15 protein-coding genes are annotated in these 20,269 nt (G+C 66.2%); 7 read left to right on the top strand and 8 right to left on the bottom strand.

The features are described from left to right. Window positions 1-16: 16 nt before the first annotated feature. Both MC380_RS05320 and MC380_RS05325 read right to left on the bottom strand, forming a co-directional pair. Window positions 17-205 carry a CPXCG motif-containing cysteine-rich protein gene (locus tag MC380_RS05320; protein ID WP_242102613.1) on the bottom strand — a complete coding sequence of 63 codons (189 nt, stop codon included), beginning with the start codon at window positions 203-205 and terminating at the stop codon, window positions 17-19. 7 nt (window positions 206-212) lie between these two features. Continuing rightward, window positions 213-914 (bottom strand): M15 family metallopeptidase, encoded by a 702-nt coding sequence (locus tag MC380_RS05325; protein WP_343223541.1) that lies wholly within the window; start codon window positions 912-914, stop codon window positions 213-215. 72 nt (window positions 915-986) lie between these two features. Between MC380_RS05325 and MC380_RS05330 the strand changes: the two genes are divergently transcribed. Then, window positions 987-2,402, top strand: a complete 1,416-nt coding sequence (locus MC380_RS05330) for an SH3 domain-containing protein (protein WP_242163450.1) — start codon at window positions 987-989, stop codon at window positions 2,400-2,402. Between the two features lie 35 nt (window positions 2,403-2,437). Here MC380_RS05330 and MC380_RS05335 read toward each other — a convergent pair whose 3' ends face one another. The 4 genes from MC380_RS05335 to MC380_RS05350 all read right to left on the bottom strand — a co-directional run bounded on the left by MC380_RS05335 (window position 2,438) and on the right by MC380_RS05350 (window position 11,689). Further along, window positions 2,438-4,003 carry a serine hydrolase domain-containing protein gene (locus MC380_RS05335; RefSeq protein WP_242163451.1) on the bottom strand — a complete coding sequence of 522 codons (1,566 nt, stop codon included), beginning with the start codon at window positions 4,001-4,003 and terminating at the stop codon, window positions 2,438-2,440. A 34-nt stretch (window positions 4,004-4,037) separates the two neighbouring features. Beyond that, complete coding sequence (locus tag MC380_RS05340) at window positions 4,038-6,881, bottom strand: TonB-dependent receptor (protein ID WP_242163453.1); 2,844 nt, start codon at window positions 6,879-6,881, stop codon at window positions 4,038-4,040. Window positions 6,882-7,143: 262 nt separating this feature from the next. Continuing rightward, window positions 7,144-10,041: a carboxypeptidase regulatory-like domain-containing protein gene (locus MC380_RS05345; protein WP_242163691.1), complete on the bottom strand. Its 2,898-nt coding sequence runs from the start codon at window positions 10,039-10,041 to the stop codon at window positions 7,144-7,146. Between the two features lie 139 nt (window positions 10,042-10,180). Continuing rightward, window positions 10,181-11,689 carry a transglutaminase-like domain-containing protein gene (locus tag MC380_RS05350; protein WP_242163455.1) on the bottom strand — a complete coding sequence of 503 codons (1,509 nt, stop codon included), beginning with the start codon at window positions 11,687-11,689 and terminating at the stop codon, window positions 10,181-10,183. Between the two features lie 171 nt (window positions 11,690-11,860). Between MC380_RS05350 and MC380_RS05355 the strand changes: the two genes are divergently transcribed. The 5 genes from MC380_RS05355 to MC380_RS05375 all read left to right on the top strand — a co-directional run bounded on the left by MC380_RS05355 (window position 11,861) and on the right by MC380_RS05375 (window position 17,475). After that, window positions 11,861-13,267: an SH3 domain-containing protein gene (locus MC380_RS05355; protein ID WP_242163457.1), complete on the top strand. Its 1,407-nt coding sequence runs from the start codon at window positions 11,861-11,863 to the stop codon at window positions 13,265-13,267. 85 nt (window positions 13,268-13,352) lie between these two features. Further along, window positions 13,353-14,450 (top strand): dipeptide epimerase, encoded by a 1,098-nt coding sequence (locus tag MC380_RS05360; RefSeq protein ID WP_242102607.1) that lies wholly within the window; start codon window positions 13,353-13,355, stop codon window positions 14,448-14,450. Window positions 14,451-14,459: 9 nt separating this feature from the next. After that, window positions 14,460-15,305, top strand: coding sequence for a MurR/RpiR family transcriptional regulator (locus tag MC380_RS05365; RefSeq protein ID WP_242102606.1), 846 nt, complete (start codon window positions 14,460-14,462; stop codon window positions 15,303-15,305). Between the two features lie 53 nt (window positions 15,306-15,358). Then, on the top strand, window positions 15,359-16,096 hold the full coding sequence (locus MC380_RS05370) for a L,D-transpeptidase family protein (protein ID WP_242102970.1): 738 nt from the start codon (window positions 15,359-15,361) through the stop codon (window positions 16,094-16,096). Between the two features lie 116 nt (window positions 16,097-16,212). Further along, window positions 16,213-17,475 carry a cation:dicarboxylase symporter family transporter gene (locus MC380_RS05375; protein WP_242163459.1) on the top strand — a complete coding sequence of 421 codons (1,263 nt, stop codon included), beginning with the start codon at window positions 16,213-16,215 and terminating at the stop codon, window positions 17,473-17,475. 10 nt (window positions 17,476-17,485) lie between these two features. On the opposite strand, the gene MC380_RS05380 is transcribed toward MC380_RS05375, so the two are convergent. Next, on the bottom strand, window positions 17,486-17,968 hold the full coding sequence (locus tag MC380_RS05380) for a hypothetical protein (protein WP_242102604.1): 483 nt from the start codon (window positions 17,966-17,968) through the stop codon (window positions 17,486-17,488). 115 nt (window positions 17,969-18,083) lie between these two features. On the opposite strand from MC380_RS05380, the gene MC380_RS05385 reads away from it, so the two are divergent. Further along, window positions 18,084-19,274 carry a PQQ-dependent sugar dehydrogenase gene (locus tag MC380_RS05385; RefSeq protein ID WP_242102603.1) on the top strand — a complete coding sequence of 397 codons (1,191 nt, stop codon included), beginning with the start codon at window positions 18,084-18,086 and terminating at the stop codon, window positions 19,272-19,274. Window positions 19,275-19,411: 137 nt separating this feature from the next. On the opposite strand, the gene MC380_RS05390 is transcribed toward MC380_RS05385, so the two are convergent. Then, a complete protein-coding gene (locus MC380_RS05390; protein WP_242102602.1) occupies window positions 19,412-20,194 on the bottom strand; it encodes a lytic transglycosylase domain-containing protein in 783 nt (260 codons plus the stop codon). Window positions 20,195-20,269: the final 75 nt, after the last annotated feature.

The raw sequence follows: 20,269 nt of genomic DNA on the forward strand, positions 1-20,269 counted from the left end.
GCCAAACTGGCGATGATCACGCGTCATCTTCATGCGCGAGCCTCAGGACCGCCTCACCGGCGTCGTCCACATCAACCCGCACCTGAATCGGGCGACAGCACACCGGGCAGTCCTCGATATAGGCCTGGGCGCCGGCGGACGCATCGGTCACCAGTTCGATGGCTTCGCCGCAGTACGGGCATTGGCAGATCTGTGCGTGGAGCATGGCTGGATCAGCGAACCGGGAAGTCGTAGGCCGTCTGAGGCGTGGGCTCGGGCTGGAAGGTGTAGTGCCACCACTCCATCGGATAGTTGACGAAGCCGGCAGCCCGCATCGCTTCGAGCAGCTTGCGCCGGTTGGCTTGCTGCATCGGCGTGACTTCCTGCGACGCGGTGTTTGCGCGTGGATCGAATAGATCGAAGGGTGTGCCCATGTCGACCTCCTGGCAATGCGAATCCGCGCAGGTCAGCAGGCCGAGATCGACGGTCGCACCGCGACTGTGGCCCGAGGTCTCCGCGATGTAATCGCCGAGCAGCGCGGTTTTGTCGAGCCTGGGGTAATACTGGGCCTTCGTGCGCTGGTCGCCGAGATCCCTCGACCATGCGACGAAATGCTGTACCGCGCGCACCGGGCGATAACAGTCGAACACGACGAGCGATTGTCCGCGTGCAACGACGGCGGCCTGCACGCGTGCGAGCGCCTCGGCGACCGGCCGTAGCAGGTAGCAGCGCGGTGCTTCGTACCCGCGTACCGGCGCGCCAACGAAGTTGGCGCTGCCCACATAGCGCATGTCGAAGCGGATGCCGGGTGCCAGTGTGGCCACGTCCACCATGCCCGCTGCCTGCGCGTCCGCCGCGCCGGACGTGCGCACGCCACCGGCGCTGGCGCAGGCCGTGCATGCAAGGACAACGGCCGCGAGCATCGATATGCGCATTGCCCTGCCTTCTGCTTCACCTTAACCAGTCGATAGTATCCTTGCTTTTTCCGCTCGGGTTGGCTGTTGCCGATGACATTCGCGATGGTGCGTCCGCTCTGGTGGCTACAGGCGCTGTGCCTGGGCCTGGCATCGCTGGCGTGGCAGGCGCGCGCGCAGGAGATCGAGCTTCCGCCCCCCGATCCACTCGGCGTCTCGCAGGGGCAACTCGACGCGGGTTACTGGATCCGCAAGCTCGAGCGTCCCGACCAGCGGATCCTGGATTCGGCGGCGATCGAGGCCCAGAACGCGCGACTGCGCGCATCCGATCCCACCTGGCACGACATCGAGGCGCTGCCGCAGACACTGGACGCGGAGCAGGTCAAGACCTGGGTGGACGCCCGCTCGCAGCGGCCGCAGCAGACGCTGTACGACGAGGCCGGCAAGCAGGGCAACGAGCGCCAGATCGACCGCCTGGTGGCAGCGCTGGATCTGGGCGCGATTCCGCAGACCCAGATCACCCGTTTCGGGCTGGTGGTGCGTCGTGCATCGCTACGCACCTTCCCCACCCACCTGCGCGTGTTCACCGCGCCCGATGACACCGACATCGACCGTTTCCAGGAAACCGCGCTGTTTCCGGGCACGCCGGTGGTGATCGCTCACGTGAGCCGCGACCGCAAGTGGTGGTTCGTGGTGAGCCCGCTCTACACCGGCTGGATCGAACGTTCGGCGGTCGCGGAAGGAACGCGCGATGACGTGTTCGGCTACGTGCACCGCACGCCGACGCTGACCGTCACTGACGCCAAGGTGCGCACCGTCTACACGCCGGGCGCGCCAGCGCTGTCGGAGCTGGAGCTGGACATGGGCACGCGCGTGCCGCATCTGACCGCTGTGCCGCCAACCGCGGTGATCAACGGGCAGCTGGCGTATGCGGCCTGGCCGGTGCAGCTGCCGGTGCGCACCGAGGACGGCCAGCTTGCGTTTTCGCCGGCGTTGATCCCGCGCAACGCGGACGTGGCGCGCGAACCCTTGCCACTGACCCGCGCCAACATCCTGCGCCAGGCCTTCAAGTTCCTGGGCGAACGCTACGGCTGGGGCCACGACTACAACGGCCGCGACTGCAGCGGTTTCGTGTCGGAGGTCTATCGCAGCATGGGCGTGCTGATGCCGCGCAACACCAGCGACCAGGCGCGCGGCCCTGCGTTCGATCGCATTGCGTTCGATGCAACAACCACGCCCGAACAGCGCGCTGCGGCCCTGCGCCGGCTGCAGGTCGGCGACCTGGTCTACGTGCCCGGCCACGTGATGATGGTGATCGGCCGCGAACGCGGCGAACCCTGGGTGATCCATGACGTGCAGGGCGTGAGCGTGCGCAACGCCCAGGGCGCGCTGCAACGCATCCCGCTCAACGCTGTCTCGGTGACGCCGCTGCTGCCGCTGCGCGCAGGCGAAGCGCAGGCGATGACCGACCGGATCACCGCGATCGTGCGCATGCGGCCGGTGAAATGATTGCGTGTAGCTTTACAGGGCCGGTATAGGGACCGTCACGGACAGTCGCGAATCCGTTCGAACGCCAGGTCTTCGTAATCGCTGCTGAAATCGCCGTCCGGGTCGATCTTGGCCATGCGCATGGCTACGGACGCGTTGCCGCTGACGGCGGGGAACTCGAGCCAGGGCTCGATTTCGGCATCGGGACCGTGCCATTGCACCAGCAGACGCTTGCCCGAACGCATGACCTTGCCGGACATCTTCGGCGACTTGGCTGCAGCGAACGCGACGCCGTTGTCTTGCGCGCAGAGCGAAACCTCGCCGAACCAGGGATCGCGATAGACGCCGGCCTTACCCGCCAGGTCGGCGGCCGTTGCCGGTACCCGGTCGGAAGTGTCCGCCACCGGCCTGGCAACGGCTGCCTGTCGCTGCCCGGCCTCAAGCATCGCCGCGTAGCCGGCGACGCCGGGATTCGACTGCGGTGCGGTGAAATGCTTGACCAGCGCCTGGGTCAGCACCGTGCGCGCGTCGTCGGCATCGCCATTGATCATGATCACGAAGCCGACGTTCTTTTCCGGCAGCAGGGTCAGCGCCGAGTACATGCCGCCGAGGGTGCCGGTATGTGAGACCTTCCAGGTGCCGTCGACGTCGGTGAGGCGCCAGCCGTAGCCGTAAGCCGAATAATGACTGTGGTCCCACTCGCGCATGCGCTTGCTCAGCGGCATGATCGTGTGCGGCTTCCATACTTCCTCACGCTGCTGCTGCGACAGCCAGGGCTTGCCGTCCACCAGGCCGGCCTTGTCCGGCTGCAGCCACATCGTCGTCCATGTGAGCATGTCGTCCAGGCTGCACCGGATACCGCCGGCGGCCATCATCGGCACGTTGGGGATGGTGTCGCCATCCACGCGGGTCGGCACGTTTCTGCCCTCGCGCCTGGCGTGCGGCTGTGCGACATTACCGACCGCATCGCGCTTGAATTCGCCGACCTGGCAGCGGCGCATGCCCAGCGGCTCGAACAGCTCGCGCCGGACAAGTTCCTCATACGTCGCACCGCCCGCCGCGGCCGCGACTTCGCCGGCGACGATGTACAAGGTGTTGTCGTAGGCGTAGCGCGAGCGGAAGCTGTAGATAGGTTTCAGATAGCGCAGCCCGTGCATTACGTCCGCGCGCGTGAACAGGTTCGGGTCTGGCCAGAGCATCAGGTCGCCCGCACCGGCCCCCAGCCCGCTGTTGTGGATCAACAGGTCGCGCACCTGCATCTCGCGCGTCACCCAGGGGTCATGCATGCGGAAGTCCGGCAGGTACTTCACTACCGGATCGTCCCATTTGAGCTTGCCCTGGTCGACCAGCCGCGCCAGCAGCGCTGCGGTCATCGCCTTGCTGTTGGAGGCGATCTTGAACAGGGTATCGCTGTCGATCTTTCGCCCGCTGCCTGTGACCAACTCCCCGGCGGCATGCGTGTACACCACCTTCCCGTCCTGTACGACGCCGACCGCGATCCCCGGCAAGTCGTAGCGCGCGATCGCCTCGTCGACATGGCGGTCGAAGACCGCATCCGACGCGGATGTCGAACCGGCGTGCATCAGCAAAGCGGCCAATCCTGCCGCGAAAGCGATCCTCATGCGCCTTCTGTCCAGATGATTGCCCCGATCCTGCTCAGAAGAAGTTGTACTCCACCAGGACGGTATAGGAGCGACCACGCGGGTCGCCCACCCTGGCTTCCCAACCGGCGCCGGCGGCGAAGTCGTTCTGGTGCGCGGTGAACGGCGGATCCTCGTCGAAGAGGTTCTTGACGCCGAAGCCGAGCTTGAGCTGCTCGAATCCGGTGTATGTGACGCTGTAGTTGTAGGTGATGTAGCTGTCGACTTCGGGATCCCAATCCGGCGGCACGTAGCTGCCGTTGGCCACGCTGACAGGTTCCTCGTCGTCGTAGCCACCGCGGTAGAGCTGGCTGAAGTTGTGCGACCAGTCGCCGTACTCGTAACCCAGGCTCAGCGTGTGCTTCCACTTGATCGGCAAGTTGTAATAGCGCACGTACTCGCCCACCAGGTTGTCGGTGTACGGCAGCGACTCCAGCGCCTTGGTCTTGAAGGTGTCGATGTAGCTGCCGTTGAGGCCGATGCGCCAGCGCCCGCCCCATAACTCGCCGAACAGGTTGGCGTCGAGTTCGACGCCGCGACTGAGGCTGCCACCGGAGTTGATGTAGCGGCGATCGATCGCCACGACTTCGCCGCTGGCGTCGCGGATCCAGTTGTCCCGGAACACGTCGTAGAACTCGATCAGCACGTCGCGGTTGGCCGCCTGGATCGTGTTCTCGCGCTCGATCTCCCACCAGTCCACGGCGATGTTGAGCGATTCGTTCGGCGCGAACACCACGCCGAAGCTCTTCTGGGTGGATTCCTCCGGCTCCAGATCCTCCTTGCCGCCGAACAGCTCGTCGGGCTGGATCAGTTCGCACCCGGGCACGTTGGGATCGGCGACCGCGCCGGGGCAGGTTTCCGGGTCGGCAAGATCGAGTCCTGTGTACGGCAGCTCGCTGACCCCATTGAACAGCTGGTTGAACGAGGGCACCTTGAAGCCGGTGCTGTAGGCGCCGCGGAACAGCAGCGAATCGATCGGCTGGTACTTGAACGAGACCTTCGGGTTGGTGGTGCTGCCGAACCCGTCGTAGCGGTCGTAGCGGCCGGCCAGAGTGATGTCGAAGCTGTCGAAGATCGGCAGGTAGACTTCGGCGAACACCGCCTTGATGTCGCGGCTGACGTTCTCCAGCACGTTGTTGTCGTCGAAAGGCGCGTTGAAGATCGGGCGCCGCTCATCGGGATCGTCGGCGGTGAACTCGAACTCCTCGCGGCGCAGATCGATGCCGGCCGCCATCGCGATGCTGCCGCCGGCCAGCTCCAGCCCGATGTCGCCGGACAGGGTCGCGTCGAACTGGGTCAGGATCGACTCGCCGCCGTAGAGTTTGGCGCCGGTGGCGGAGATCGCTTCCAGCGCCGCCATCGCTTCGGCCGTCTGCGACTGGCCTGGCAGCAGGAACGGGTTGAGCATCCCGCTGCCGAGCAGCGCCTGCAGGCCGTCGGTGTAGTGATAGCCACCGCCGAGCGTGGATTCGGACTTGCTCGACGCCCGGGCCAGGCCGACGTCGTAATCCCAGCGTCCGAGCGTGCCCTGGAAACCGACCAGCAGGCGGTAGGCCGTGGTTTCGGTTTCGATGCGGCGCGGCCCGCAGGCGATGCAGCGCCAGCGGTAGGCGATGCGCTCGCCGTAGTTCAACTGGTCCGCGCCGAAATACGCAGCCAGCCCGTCGTAGATCATGTCGTAGGCCGGACCGGTGACCGGATACCAGGTGTCGGGGCCGAACGTGGATCCGGGCGAGATCTGGTTGGGCTCGAAGGTCTTCTCTACGTCGACGCGCGAGCCGGTGAGCTCGACATACGCTTCGTGGTTGTCGGCAATCTTGAACGTGGCGCGGCCGATGAAGTCGACGCTCTCCTGCGGTTGCTGGATCACCGCCGCCGCCGGGTAGTCCCAGGCACAGGCATAGCGCGACGAGTCCAGGCCCCACAGCCGGTGGTCGTACGGGCCCATCAGTTCGCCGCCGCTCTCGCAGCCCGGCCCACCCGGCAGGTCGAGCAGGTTGATCGCTGTCACCGTGGCGCCGTCGCCGGGATCGGTCAGGCCGGCACCGATCAGGTTGGGATCGGACGAACGGTTGAATACGGTCGCGAACGGCGTGCCGCGCGTGTCCGGCGACAGCCCGCGTTCGGGCTGGAAAGCGTTGGAGAAATCGCGGTCGGTGCCGCGCAGGATCTCGTTCTTCTTGAAGCTCAGCGCGCCGAAGGCGTTCCAGCCGTCCTGCTCGACATCGCCGCCGCCGAGCAGCAGGCTGGTGCGGTAGATGTTGCCGCCGCCGGCTTCGGTCGCATCCACGAAGGCCGACACCTGCCCGCCCTGGAAATCGCGTTTGGTGATGAAGTTGATCACGCCGCCGATGGCATCGGTGCCGTAAATCGCCGATGCGCCGTCGCGCAGCACCTCGACCCGGTCGATCGCCGCGAACGGAATCGAATTCAGGTCGACCGCCCGTCCCTTCAGGCCGTGGGTGGCGACGCGACGCCCGTTGAGCAGCACCAGCGTGGCGTCGGCGCCCTGCCCGCGCAGATTCGCGCCGGACACGCCGTTGTTGCCGCGCTGCTCCTCGTGGACGATGCCAGCATTGCTGGCCAGGTTGTCCGAGCCGTTGCCGGCGATGTTCAGGTGCATCAGCAGCTGCTCGGCCGAGGTGATGCCCTCGCGATCGATCTGCGCCCTGTCGATCACCGTGATCGGCAGCGCCTCTTCCACCTCGGTGCGCTTGATGCGCGAGCCGGTGACCGCGATCCGGTCGAGGGTGGTGACTTCGGCCCGCTCCGCGGTGTCTGCCGACTGCGCCGCAGCAGGAACCGCAGATGCGGCCAGTATCCCTGTACACAGCACGCTGCCAAGACGATGCACTCGCATGACCACCTCCCCGTGGTTCCGACAGCCTCATGGGCGCGAACCTTCCGCGCGCGCGATTGACCCGTCTGCATTGAGGCATGACAGGGCTGCACCGTCAACCCGGCCTGCCGCAGCAGCACAGGGTGATCGCTTGCGCTCCCTGGCACTCACATGCAGCGGCTGCGGGCGCTGCTTTTCCTTGCAGGTCCGAAGAGTGCCTGCACTCCTGTCTACGGTGTTATCAGACGGCCCGCCTTAGCAGGCCGCCCGGTCGATCAACGCATCAGAAGTCAAGCGAGACCGTCAGCTGGCCATAGCGTGGCGACTGGAATCCGGTGGGACGCCCGTACTCCGAATTGATGGTGCCGATCTCCGATTCCAGCTCGTCGTCGACTTCGATCGTCCTGCGCTGATTGAGGAGGTTATAGATCGCGAACTTCACCCGAAGATCAGCGCGGTCGCCGAACGATTTGAGATAGGTGAGACTGGCGCTCAGGTCGTAGGTCCAGTCCAGGCGTCCCCCTGCACCGCGACTGCGAAGTTCGTAGACGCGCTCAGACGGATTCTCGGCGGTGCAGTTCTCCACGCAGATGAAGAAGCTGTGGTAGTTGGTGCCATCGAACGGATTGCCGACGCCGAATTCGTTGATCGGTCGGCCCGACTGGGCGTTCAATGTGGCGCCCAGCTGCCAGTTCTCGTTGAAGGCATAGGTGCCGCGCAACTTGACCTGATGGCGACGGTCGTTCGGAAGATAGCCGTACCCGCCGTAATTGACCCATGGATCGTCGAAGTTCTCGGTCCGTCCGCTGTCGGCGAAGTCGGTATCGGAGTTGACCGGTCCCTCGGCATTGCCCTTATTCCAGGCCAGGGTATAGGACGCGTTCAACGACCACTTCTCGTCCCAGGCCCGGTCGAGCACGAACTCCAGCGCGCGGTAACTGCGCTTGGGATTCGAGTAGCCGGTATCGCCTACATAGTTGCCCTCGTCGTCGTACAGCGCCCAACCCGCCTTCGAGGTGTCGATGGTCACGTAGCCGTCGGCCTCGCCATCGCAGTCGGTATCGGTATAGATCGTCGCATCCTTGCCGGGATTACCCATGATGTACCCTGCGCTGACCGGCTCTCCGTCGCAGATGATGCCGGTGGACGTGATCTCCATGTCGTCGATGGCATTGTGCAGCTTGCGGTAAATGCCGCGCACGCCCCATGACCACTTGTCGTCGATCATCGACTGGAAACCTAGGATGAACTCGTCCTGGTACACCGGGTCCATGTCGTTGTCGATCTCGCCGCGGAGGTCCCCCACGGTGCCGTCGCCCTGCGAGTAGACCCCGCCAATCTGCGGCCCCAGGATCGGACGCTGATAGGTGACACCGTTGTACTCAAAGTCCTCCAGCCCGTTGAAGGCATAGAAGTAACGATTGTCCTCGAACGCGCCTGCCTGCTTGATGTTGATCACGTTCGCGACCGGCAGGAAGTAGCGACCGACATTGCCGAATACCTTGGAGCGGCCATCCCCGTTCATGTCCCAGCTGAAACCAAAGCGCGGGGCGATCATGTCATCGATCTTGATGTAGCTGTTGCCGTCGGAATCCTTGTTGTCGAAGGCCTCGACGCGAACGCCGAGATTGAGAAGCAGCCTGTCCGTGACCGACCAGTTGTCTTCCAGGTAGTACGCGGAATTCACCGACTCGAATGTGCCGGCGACCGCGTTGGTGCGCGTGCGCACGTAGGCCGTGACACCAGCCGGCACGACGCCACCGTTTTCTAGCGTCGACCCGGGGGTGACATCGCGAATCTCATAAAGAATGCGCTCGGGCCCCGGATAGAACTGTTCGTGTTCCGAGGTGTTGACTTCCCGATCCAGGCCGAACCGCAGCAGATGGTCGCCCAGTGTCCATTCAAAATCCAGCCGCGCGGCTTCGCGTTCGTCGGAGCGCTCGATCACGCTGGGGCTGGTCGTGCAACCGATATCGCCTTCGCCTACGTCGCGCAGGTCGCGGACGCGCGCGCAGTCAACGTCGTTGTTGCTGAAGCCGGAAGAGTTGCGCTCGTTCTTGCCGTACAACGCCTTCATCGAGAAGTTGTCGGTGAGGTATCCCGTGTACGTCAACGACCAGTTCTTGCCGCCACTTTCGGTATAGCGCGTGCTTTGGTACTCGCCCTTGTCTCCGGCTTCCAGATCGAAGTCGTAGATATCGGTTGTGGTCGTGTTCTTGTCCGAGAAAGCCAGCAGTTCCAGAAGGTGGTTGTCGGTGATCTGCCAGTCGAGCTTGGTTCCCCAAAATCCGTCGTCGGACTTGCCCTGATTGAAGTTGGAACCCTCGTCGTTGGTGTTCTCCGGCTCGAAATCCCGCCCCTGGTACATCGCGAAGAAGAACAGCTTGTCGCGTACGATCGGACCGGACGCCCACAGGTTCAGGCTGGCGCTGTCGTAATCGTCATGACTGCTGATCAGACGTGGGTCCCCGTCTGCGTTGTAGTAATCACGCCCATCCGCCTTGAAGAAGGGTTCCAGCACGGCTTCGGCACCGAACTCGAACTCATTGGTGCCCGATCGGGTGATCGCATTGATCACACCGCCGGTGGTACGCCCGAACTCGACCGAGTAGCCGCCGGTCTTGACCTGGAATTCCTTGTAGAACGCGAACGGAACCGAAGAGAATCCGACGCGGTTGTAGAAGTCCGTGACATTCAGGCCGTTGATGTAGACGGCGTTTTCCGCCACGGACGAACCGCCGAACGAAATGCCACCGAATTCGCCCTTGACCAAACCGGGGGCCAGCAGGGCGACGGCCTGCGCGTCTCGTTCGACCGGCAACCGCTGCAGCTGCTCGCGATTGATATTGGTCGCAGACTCGGTCGAGGTCACATCCACCGGCGTGACGATCCGCGAACCGATGACCTGCACCGCGCCGAGCGTGGTGGCGCCGGCGTCGCCCAGGTTCACCGTGGTGGCATTGCCTAGGGACACCGTGACCTGTACCGGGTCACCGCCGGCGGCCTGCACCGTGTAATCGCCCGGCGGCAACAGGGCCAGGCGGTAGCTGCCATCGGCGCCCGCGGTGACGGAGCGGCTGAAGCCGGTGTCGGGATTGGTGATGGTCACCTGCGCCCCGGCGCCTGCGCGTCCGACCACCGCGCCCGTGGCACTCTGCGCGAATGCGGTTGGCGCGCCCATGGTGGCCAGGAACAGTCCGGTGGCCAAGCAAAGGACGGTCCTGCGCACGGTTGGGATCGGGCGGCTCGCGGACGGGCTGCGCCTGGATGGAATGTTCCTGGACCGGCTGCTCATGGCGTTGACCTCGTTCGATGGAGTGCTAGTGATGGTTCACGGCGGCGGCCGTGCGTTGTTCGCCGGCGAGCGGCAGCAGCTGCCACTCGAAGCTGTAATCCCACTGGTCGTAGTACAGGTTGCCGCCGTCCCACTCGACTTCGCCGCGCTGCGAGTCGACGGTGTCGGAGCGGAAGTGGCGCTTGGCGGGGACGAAATCGCGCGACCAGTCGTCGTTGAAGGCGATGCGCCAGTTGTCCAGGCCACCCAGGTAGAACCATTCCATCGACGGGTCGTCGCCGGTGCCCTTGTCGGCGGACAGGCGACCGGTGGTCACATCCATCGGCACCCAACCGTACGGCGAGAGATAGAGCTGGCCCCAGTCGTGGATGTTGTCGTAGGAGCCGTCGGAAAACACCATGCCCGACTGCCAGCGCGCCGGGATGCCGTTGAGCCGCAACAGCGTGATGAGAAGCAGGGTCTGCTGGCCGCAGTCGGCATGGCCGGCGTGCAGGGCGTAGTCGCTGATGTTGCCGATGGTCGAGTATTCCAGCGCGCCGGCCCATGGAATCGTGTCGACTGCCGCGAACAGTTTCTGCGCGATGCGGTAGGGGTTGGTTTCGCCGCCGACCACCTTGCGCGAATAGGCGCGCATCGCATCGGTGAACACCACATGCGGCGCGCGCTCCTGCACGAAGGGCTGCAGATCCGGTGTGATCGTGGCGGCCACCACCCGGTCCGGATCGATGGCGTGGTGGCGCCCGAAGATGGTCAGCTCGTAGCTGACCGAGAACGTGGTCGGCTTGCCCGCCACCGCCGGCTGCTGCAGGAACGCGGTCCGCTGCAGCGCGGACTCCGGCGCGATGCTGCGTTGCGCCGGCTGGCTGTCGATGGCACGGATGTCCTGCTGCTGGCCCGGGATCGCACGCGGATACGGAATCCAGGCGCGCACGGTTTCCCCGGCCGGCACCGCGTCGGCGTCGACGGTCAATGTCTGGGTCATGCGTACGCGCAGCGGACGCACGCTGGTGCGGCCCTGTTCCAAAGCCGCATCGCGGATCGCGCGCTGGTGCGGGTTGAGCGTTTCCATGGGTCCGTCGGTGATCGGCGGCAGCTTCGGATCGCGTCTGCCCAGCGCTTCGGCGCTCAGGCGGAACAGGTTGGACGGGGCGCGCTTGAAGTACAGCGTCCTGTCGTCGATGGTCCTGGCTTCGAACAGGCCGGCTGCGAGCCAGCGGCCGAACTCGGCATCGGTCAGGTCGGGAATCTGCTTGCGTACGCCGGCCTCGAGCGCGGCCCGGTCCAGGGTGAAGTCGAGCAGGATCCGGCGCATGCGCTCGCGCTGGAAACCGAGGCGGTCGCGCTGGTCGGACGGGATGCCCGGCCTGGCCTGGGCCTGCGCAATGGCGCTTTCGGCGTCGCGGAAGCGCCCCGCGTCGATCAGTGCCAGCACCCGCGCTTCGGGGTCGTTTCCCTGGGCGGGTTGCTGTGCCCATGCCAGACCGAGCAGGCAGGCATACAGCACGGCCGGAACCGCCCTGCCGCCGACCCGCATCGTTGTCTGGGGCGTGCCGCGCTGCACCGGTCTCGTCCCCTTGCCCTGTGATCCCCCGTCATCGCTGTGTAACACGGCGTCCGGGGGGCGTCAATAATTTATTCTAGGAACTTGCAAATCAAGAAATATGTATTCCATGATGCCCTCGGGCCGCTTGCCCGCGAGGCTGCAATGACCAGGCACAGGTGGGCGTTGGTACGCTGGATCGGGCTGGCCGCCATCGCGCTGCTGCTGGTACAGCCGGCACTGCAGGCACGCGAAACCACGCGCGCGACCGGCGTCGTCGGCGTCGACACCGCACAGCTCGACCCTACCTATTGGATTGGTCTCCAGCGCAGGCCCGACGCCGTCGTCCTCGAGCGCGACGCGATCGCCGCGCAGAACCGGCGGCTGCTGCAGACGGACGCCTCGACCCGCGATATCGCCACCTTGCCCGACGCGCTGTCCGCGACGCAGGTGCGCGCCTGGATCGAAGCCCTGTCGTCGCGCCCGGCGCGCACGCTATACGACCAGGGCGGCGCGGAAATCCCGGCCGCGAGGGCGGACGGCTGGGTCGAAGCGCTCGACCTGGGGGCGATCCCGCCGTCGCAGCCGACCCGCTATGGCCTGATCGTCCAGCGCGCGCCCTTGCGCACGTTCCCGACGCGGACCCGCGTGTTCAACCGCATCGGCGACACCGACATCGACCGCTTCCAGGAGAACGCGTTCTTTCCCGGTACTCCGGTGGCGATCGTGCACGAGAGCCGCGACCGCGACTGGTGGTTCGTAGTCGGCAATCTCTACGCGGCATGGATCGAGAAGCGTTTCGTGGCGGAAGGAGACAGGGCCACGGTGCTCGGTTACGCCGACAGGACGCCCTACCTCGTGGTCACCGGGGCCGAGGTCCGCACCACCACCACGCCCGAACAACCGGCTTTGTCGGACCTGCAGCTGGACATGGGCGTGCGTGTGCCGTGGCTGCGCGACTTTCCCGGGGAGCGCGGCGTCAACGGCCAGGCGGCCTATGCTTCGTACGTGATCGAGCTGCCGGTCCGCGACCCGGATGGACGCCTGCGGATCGCGCCGGCGCTGCTGCCGCGCACCGCGGACGTGTCGCCGGACTACCTGCCGCTCACTCCGGGCAACCTGCTCCGGCAGGGCTTCAAGTTCCTCGGCGAACGTTACGGCTGGGGCCACGACTACGACGCGCGCGACTGCAGCGGCTTCGTGTCCGAGGTCTATCGCAGCATGGGGGTGATCCTGCCGCGCAACACCCGCGACCAGAGCGTAACCCCTGTGCTCAACCGCATCGCACTCACGGAAGCCGACGACGCGGCCAGGCGCGCGCAACTGGCGCACGAGTTGCGGGTGGGCGACCTGGTCTACATTCCCGGCCACGTCATGATGGTGATCGGGCACGACCAGGGCATGCCCTACGTGATCCACGACACCAATGGCGGCAGCTGGCGTGGCGCGGACGGCCGGCTGGTCTCCGGGCACCTCAACGGCGTCTCGGTCACGCCGCTGACGCCGCTGCGGTTCGACCAGGAGCACAGCTACATCGATCGGATGACCAATATCCAACGGATCCGGCCGTAGGGTGGGCCCTGGCCCGTCGAACCCGAAGCCGAACTGCAACAACACGATGGCGGCTAAAGACCCGCCCTACGCAACAAGGAAAACGATGAAGATCACCGAGATCCGGCTGGGCATGCTGCGGGTGCCGCTGAAGACACCGTTCAAGACCGCGCTGCGCACGGTGGATACCGTCGAGGACATCGTGGTCAGCATCCATACCGACAGCGGCAACGTCGGCTACGGCGAGGCGCCGGCCACCGCGCCGATCACCGGCGATACCCATGGCTCGATCATCGAGGCGATCCGCAAGCACATCGCGCCGCGTCTGGTGGGCGAGGACATCGCCAACCTCAACCGCATCACCCGCATCGTGCAGACCGCGCTGGAGCGCAACACCAGCGCCAAGGCCGCGGTCGAGATCGCGGTCTACGACCTGTGGGGCCAGCTCTACGGCGCGCCCCTGTACCAGATGCTCGGCGGCGGCGAGCCGGTAATCACCACCGACATCACCATCAGCGTCGACCACATCGACAAGATGGTGGCCGATTCGATTTCGGCCGTGGATCGCGGATTCGAGTCGCTGAAGATCAAGGTCGGCAAGGACATCGGCGTGGACATCGAGCGGGTCAAGGCGATCCATGCCGCGGTCGAAGGGCGGGCTTTGCTGCGGCTGGACGCCAACCAGGGCTGGACCGCGAAGCAGGCGGTGCACGCCATGCATCTGCTCGAAGAAGCGGGCGTGCATCTGGAACTGCTCGAGCAGCCGGTGAAGGCACAGGACATCAGCGGTCTGAAGTACGTGACCGACCGGGTGCATACGCCGGTGATGGCTGATGAAAGCGTGTTCGGGCCGCTGCAGGTGATCGACCTGATCGAGCGCCGCGCGGCCGACATCATCAACATCAAGCTGATGAAGACCGGCGGCATCTCCAACGCGGTGCGGATCGCCGACATCGCCGCGCTGTACGGTGTCCAGTGCATGATTGGCTGCATGATCGAGACCAGCATCAGCGTGGCGGCGGCGGTGCACCTGGCCGTGGCCAAGGCGGACGTCATCACCAAGGTCGACTTGGACGGGCCCTCGCTCGCCAGGTTCGACCCGGTCGATGGTGGCGTGACCTTCAACGAGTCGGAGATCTCGATCTCCGACGCACCGGGGCTGGGGATCCGCGAGATCCGCGGCCTGGAACCGATTCCCGGCTGAGCCACGCACATGTCGCCCCTGCTCCGGATCCGCGCCGAGCGCGACAGCATGTCGGCGATCGAGCGGCGCATCGCCGACTTCCTGCTCGACAACGCCCAGCTGCTGCGCGACTACTCCTCGCAGCAGCTCGCCGACGCGCTGGGGATCAGCCAGTCGAGCGTGGTGAAGTTCAGCCAGAAACTCGGCTTCAAGGGCTATCCGGACCTGAAGTTCTCGATCGGCGAATCGCTGGCGCGCGGCGATGGCGCCGAGAGCGGCGACGTTGCCGCGGATCACCCCGACGATCCGCATGCGGCCCTCGCCGGAGAGCTCTGGCACGCCAAGGCGCGCGCCGAGGCCGAGACCCGCTCGCTCAACCCGCCGGAGAAGATCGACGCCATCGCCAACGCCATCCGCGGCGCGGACAAGGTGTTCGTGATCGGCTTGGGCCGTGACGGGATCCATGCCCGCGCCTTCGCCATGCAGCTGTCGCTGCTCGGCGTGCTGGCGATCTATCACTTCGATCCGGTGATGATGCCGGCAGGCGTCTCGTCGGCCGGCGCCGGCGATGTGCTGTTCGTATTCTCGGAACACGGTCGCCAGGCCTCGCTGTGCCGGATCGGCCAGCTGTTCCGCGAACGCCATGGCACCGTGGTCACCATCACCCGGCACAGCGCCAATCCGCTGCGTGCGCACGCCAACCTGTCGCTGCTGGTTTCGGCTCATGACGAGCGGACCCAGGTCGAGCCGATGCTGTATCAGGCGGCACTGCAGCAGCTGCTGGATCTGGTCGGCCTGGTGCTGTGCGAGGATCGCGGACGCCTGGACCAGCTGGAGACCAACCTCGAACGCATCCAGCCGATGCTGGATACTTGAATCCCCTGCAGGCCCGGAGTGGCTTCGTGTCGTCCAGAATCCTGACCGCAACCATCGCGCTGATCTACGCGTTCGCTCTCGCCGCCTGTGCCACGCAGGGCGGGCGCGCATCTGGCGGCAACGCATGGTCGCAGTCGCGGCAGCTGATCCTGGTGACCACTGCCGACTGGAACGCGACCCAGGGCCTGCTGCGCACCTACGAACGCAGCGCCGGCGGCCGCTGGCAGGAACAGGGCGATAGCGTCGCAATCACCGTCGGTCGCAGCGGCAGCGCCTGGGGCGTGGGCCTGCACCCGACCCAGCCTGGCGTGCAGAAACGCGAAGGCGACGGTCGCGCTCCCGCCGGAGTGTTCGCCATCGGCCCGGCCTTCGGTTACGCGGCGCGCGCCGACACGGCCCTGCCCTACCAGCAGATGCACGCGGACAGCTGGTGCATGGATGTACCTGCTTCGCCACTGTACAACCGCATCGTCGACGCCCGCGAGGTGGGCGCGGCGGCGGTGGAAGGCTCGACCGAGCCGATGCGCCTGGACCTGCACAACCAGGGCGACGAGCGCTACCGCAACGGATTCGTGATCCTGCATAACGCCGCAGCGATCAAAAGCGGCGGCAGCTGCATCTTCGCCCATCTGTGGAAAGCGCCGGGCCAACCCACCGCGGGCTGCACCGCGATGGCGCCCGAATCAATGGCGCGGCTGTACCGCTGGCTGAAACCGGAAATGCAGCCTGTGTTCGTGTTGCTGCCGGAGGTCGAATACCAGCGGCTGCAGGAGAGCTGGGATCTGCCCTGATGTGCGTAGGAGCGACGTAAGTCGCGAACGCTTCCCCCCAAAAAGCTCGCGACTTATGTCGCCCCCACAATCCTCGCAGCGCCGTTCCGTTCCCTGCCCACATCCGAGGTCGATTGATGTCCAACACCACCCGCGTACTGCTCGCCCTCGCCCTTGGCGCCCTGATCGGCCTGGCGTTGGGTTTCTGGGATGCGGATTCGGCAGCGCGCGTCGCGGCCATCGCCCAGCCCATCGGCAAGGTCTGGTTGAACGCGCTGCAGATGACGGTGGTGCCCCTGGTCGCAGCCATGATCGTGATCGGCATCAACGCCGCGCGCAGCGCTGCCTCCACGGGACGCACGGCGCGCACTGCGGTCATCGTGTTCGTGGTGTTGCTGTCGCTGGCTTCGGCGCTGACGGCCGTGCTTGCCCCCACCTTCCTCGCGCTGCTGCCGCGCAATCCGGACCTGGTGCAGGCGCTGCGGGGTGCGATGGCACCCACCGAAGCCGCCGCCGGAACCGCCGGACTCGCAGAGTGGCTCGCCGGCGTGGTCCCCAGCAACGCGGTCGCTGCGGCTGCGGCCGGGGCGATGCTGCCGCTGGTGGTGTTTTCGCTGTTCTTCGGCTTCGCCCTGACCCGGATCGAGGACGAGCGCCGCGTTGCGTTGCTGCGCATCGTCCACGGCATCGCCGACACCATGATCGTGATCGTGCGCTGGGTGCTGCTGGCCGCACCGCTGGGCGTATTCGCGCTGGCGCTGGCGGTCACCGCGACCGTGGGCCACAGCCTGCTGGCCGCGCTGGGGTACTACATCGCCTTGCTGATCGTGATGTATGTGATCACCACACTGCTGCTGTATCCGGTGGCGGTGCTGGCCGGCCGCGAGCGATTCGGCCGCTTTGCATCGGCGATCATCCCCGCGCAGGCGATCGCGGCAAGCACCCAGTCCTCGCTGGCGTCGCTGCCGGCGATGATGGAATCGGCGCGCACGCGGCTGGGCTATCCGGTCGCGGTGCCATCGCTGGTGCTGCCGATGGCGGTGTCGCTGTTTCGCATCACCAGCCCGGTGCAGTACATCTGCGTGGCGTCGTTCATCGCCTGGGCCTACGGCATTCCGCTCGATCCGGTGACGCTGGCGGGCGGCGCGGCACTGGCGGTCGTGGTGAGCATGGGTTCGGTGGGCCTGCCGGGCCAGGCCATCTTCATGGCCACCAACCTGCCGGTGGCGCAGGCGATGCATCTGCCGTTGGAACCGTTGGGCATCCTGCTGGCGCTGGACACGATTCCCGACGTGTTCGCCACCGTGGGCAACGTCACCGGCGACCTGACCGCTACCGCGGTGGTGGCGCGGCGCGCGAGCCCCGATGCGGCCCCGGATCCGACAACGACGTCGGATTGACGACCCCGGCCTACGGCGCTTCGGGCAACGTGGCGCCGGGCACGTGCTCCAGGATGATGTCCAGAGTGCCACCAGGATTGTGGCTGCGCAGTTCAAGCCGGTTGCCATCCATGTGCAGGATGTCGGTGGGATAGGCGATGCCTTCCTCCTCGATCGACAGCTTGCCGTCCTGGTAACGCCATTTGCCGTAGCCGGGCGGATTGCCGATCGGGTTTTCGATCACCAGGGTGCCGTCGGCCAGAAACGCGTAGGTCGTGCCCGGTTCGACGCCGGTCGATGAAACCACGCGCCAGACCTTGTCGGCGAAGGCGGGGACATTCGCATCGGCCTGCCCGTTCGACGGCATCGGCGGCGGCGTTTCCAACGCGGACGCGGGCGGCTGCTTCGCTGCTGCGGCAGGAGCCGGTGTGTCCTGTTCCGGTGCCGGCGGGGTACGCGTACAGCCGGCTGCCAGGAGGATCACGCACAGGATCGTCAGGGACATATTGGACATGGGACGCTCCGGGGGAAGACACTCGGCACGTTAGCAGCCGCCGCCTTGCGCGGCATCACGGCGCGCTTGCACCGGCTTGTTTACAACGCCCGCCTGCCTTCCTTCGGAGATCGCCATGCGCATTGCGCCCCTGACCACCTGCCTCGCCCTGGTACTCGTCGCCTGCAACGGCACCGCCGCCACTGCCGATTCGGCGCCCGAGACAGATCAGCCAGCGCAGACGGCGCAGGCCGGCACCGCGGAACGCTCCCCCGGCAAACCGTTTACGGCGACGCCGTTCGCTGAGTTCGACGAGCCCTGGGCGATGACCTTCCTGCCGGACGGGCGCCTGCTGGTCACCGAGAAGACCGGCCAGCTCAAGCTGTTCGACATCGCATCGAAGAAGACCGGCGATGTCAGCGGAGTACCGGAGGTCGACCACGGCGGACAGGGCGGGCTGGGTGACGTGGTGCTGCATCCGCAGTTCGCCAGCAACGGCCTGGTCTACCTGAGCTATGCCGAAGCCGGCGATGGCGACACCCGTGGCGGTGCAGTCGCGCGCGGCAAACTCACCCTGGACGCGAGCGGCGCCGGAGCGCTGTCCGAGGTGAAGGTGATCTGGCGGCAGGTGCCGAAAGTGAGTGGACGTGGTCATTACAGCCATCGCATGGTCTTCTCGCCGGACGGCAAATCGCTGTTCATCAGCTCTGGCGAGCGCCAGAAGTTCGATCCGGCCCAGGACATGAAGTCCAACCTGGGCAAGATCGTGCGCCTCAACGACGATGGCAGCGTGCCGACCGACAATCCGTTCGCCGGTCAGGGCGAGATCGCCTCCCAGGTGTGGACGCTCGGCCATCGCAACGTGCTGGGCATCGCGTTCGATGCGCAGGGCCGGCTGTGGGAACACGAGATGGGGCCGGCAGGCGGCGACGAGGTCAACCTGGTCGTGCGCGGCGACAACTACGGCTACCCGATCGTGTCCAACGGCGACCACTACGACGGCCGGCCGATCCCCGACCACGACACGCGCCCGGAATTCCACGCGCCGGCGACCAGCTGGAACCCGGTGATCTCGCCGGCCGGGCTGGTGATCTATTCGGGCGATCTGTTTCCGGACTGGAAGGGCGATCTGCTGATCGGCGGCCTGTCCTCGCAAGCGCTGATCGATGTGCAGGTCAACGGCGACAGCGCGCGCGAAGCCGCCCGCTACGAGATGGGCGCGCGCATCCGCGAAGTGGAACAGGGTCCCGATGGCGCGGTCTGGCTGCTCGAGGACGAGCGCAACGGCGGTGGCGGACGGCTGCTCAAGCTGATGCCGGCGGGGTGAGATTCTTACTGTGTCGTTCCGCTACGACGGATGAGCCGGCAAGCCGGATTAACCACGCCAAGTCTATGTCCAGGGCCGCTGCGGCGGCTTGCGGGTAGGCGCGGCAGGCAGGTGCTCGCGGCGCGATCGCGGCGCGATCATTCCGCCGCGCGCAGCGGCCCCGGTAGCGGCGGCAGCTTCATCGCGGCGCGGTAGCGCTCGTGCAGGGCGCGCACCTTGCCCACGTAGGCCAGGGTCTCCCGGTACGGCGGCACACCGCCGAACTTCGCCACCGCGCCGATGCCGGCGTTGTAGGCCGCCGCGGCCAGGGTCAGGTCGCCGTTGTAGCGGCGCAGCAGGCTGCGCAGATATTTCGCCCCCGCATTGATCGAATCGGACGAGGCAAACGGATTTGCGACGCCGTATTCGCGCGCCACCTCGGGCATCAGCTGCATCACGCCCTGCGCGCCCTTGCTCGAGATCGCATCGGCTTCGAATCCGCTTTCGGCGTGGGCGATCGCGCGCAGCCAGGCATCGTCGAGCTTGTTTGCCTTCGCCGCAGCCTTGAACTGCCAGGCGTACATGTCCAGGCGCGGCTTGCCGACCTTGCCCAGGCCTTCGTGCGCGGGTGAACCCTTGGGCGTTTCCACGGTGAACTTCAGGTAGGGCTTCGCGCCGGGCAGGTTGCGCGTGGTGTAGATGGTCTTGCCCTCGGATTCCCACTCGTACAGCGTGCCGTGGATCACGCCCAGGTCGCCCCAGATGTTGGTGACCTTGGCCGGATGGTCCTCGATCTGCTTCGCCTCGCACTTCGAACCCGGCTCGGCCGCCGTCGCCAGGCTGACCGTGCCATCGCGCAGGCAGCGATACACCGTGCGCGCCTGCACCGGCAGGGCGCAGGCCGCAAACAACATCAGCAGGAGCAGGCCGCGGGACAGCATGGCGCGCATTCTAGGCGCGGAAGCTGAACCGCCTGCGCACGTGCCCGACGTGCGGCGGTTACTGCGTCCTGACCC

Origin of the sequence: Lysobacter sp. M15, assembly GCF_022662515.1 — a bacterium.
Lineage (GTDB): Bacteria > Pseudomonadota > Gammaproteobacteria > Xanthomonadales > Xanthomonadaceae > JAKPBU01.

Excerpts from the sequence above, each read along its gene's own strand:
- MC380_RS05320 (WP_242102613.1), bottom strand. The coding sequence starts at position 205 with ATGCTCCACGCACAGATCTGCCAATGCCCGTACTGCGGCGAAGCCATC.
- MC380_RS05325 (WP_343223541.1), bottom strand. The coding sequence starts at position 914 with ATGCGCATATCGATGCTCGCGGCCGTTGTCCTTGCATGCACGGCCTGC.
- MC380_RS05330 (WP_242163450.1), top strand. The coding sequence starts at position 987 with ATGACATTCGCGATGGTGCGTCCGCTCTGGTGGCTACAGGCGCTGTGC.
- MC380_RS05335 (WP_242163451.1), bottom strand. The coding sequence starts at position 4,003 with ATGAGGATCGCTTTCGCGGCAGGATTGGCCGCTTTGCTGATGCACGCC.
- MC380_RS05340 (WP_242163453.1), bottom strand. The coding sequence starts at position 6,881 with ATGCGAGTGCATCGTCTTGGCAGCGTGCTGTGTACAGGGATACTGGCC.
- MC380_RS05345 (WP_242163691.1), bottom strand. The coding sequence starts at position 10,041 with ATGGGCGCGCCAACCGCATTCGCGCAGAGTGCCACGGGCGCGGTGGTC.
- MC380_RS05350 (WP_242163455.1), bottom strand. The coding sequence starts at position 11,689 with ATGCGGGTCGGCGGCAGGGCGGTTCCGGCCGTGCTGTATGCCTGCCTG.
- MC380_RS05355 (WP_242163457.1), top strand. The coding sequence starts at position 11,861 with ATGACCAGGCACAGGTGGGCGTTGGTACGCTGGATCGGGCTGGCCGCC.
- MC380_RS05360 (WP_242102607.1), top strand. The coding sequence starts at position 13,353 with ATGAAGATCACCGAGATCCGGCTGGGCATGCTGCGGGTGCCGCTGAAG.
- MC380_RS05365 (WP_242102606.1), top strand. The coding sequence starts at position 14,460 with ATGTCGCCCCTGCTCCGGATCCGCGCCGAGCGCGACAGCATGTCGGCG.
- MC380_RS05375 (WP_242163459.1), top strand. The coding sequence starts at position 16,213 with ATGTCCAACACCACCCGCGTACTGCTCGCCCTCGCCCTTGGCGCCCTG.
- MC380_RS05380 (WP_242102604.1), bottom strand. The coding sequence starts at position 17,968 with ATGTCCAATATGTCCCTGACGATCCTGTGCGTGATCCTCCTGGCAGCC.
- MC380_RS05385 (WP_242102603.1), top strand. The coding sequence starts at position 18,084 with ATGCGCATTGCGCCCCTGACCACCTGCCTCGCCCTGGTACTCGTCGCC.
- MC380_RS05390 (WP_242102602.1), bottom strand. The coding sequence starts at position 20,194 with ATGCTGTCCCGCGGCCTGCTCCTGCTGATGTTGTTTGCGGCCTGCGCC.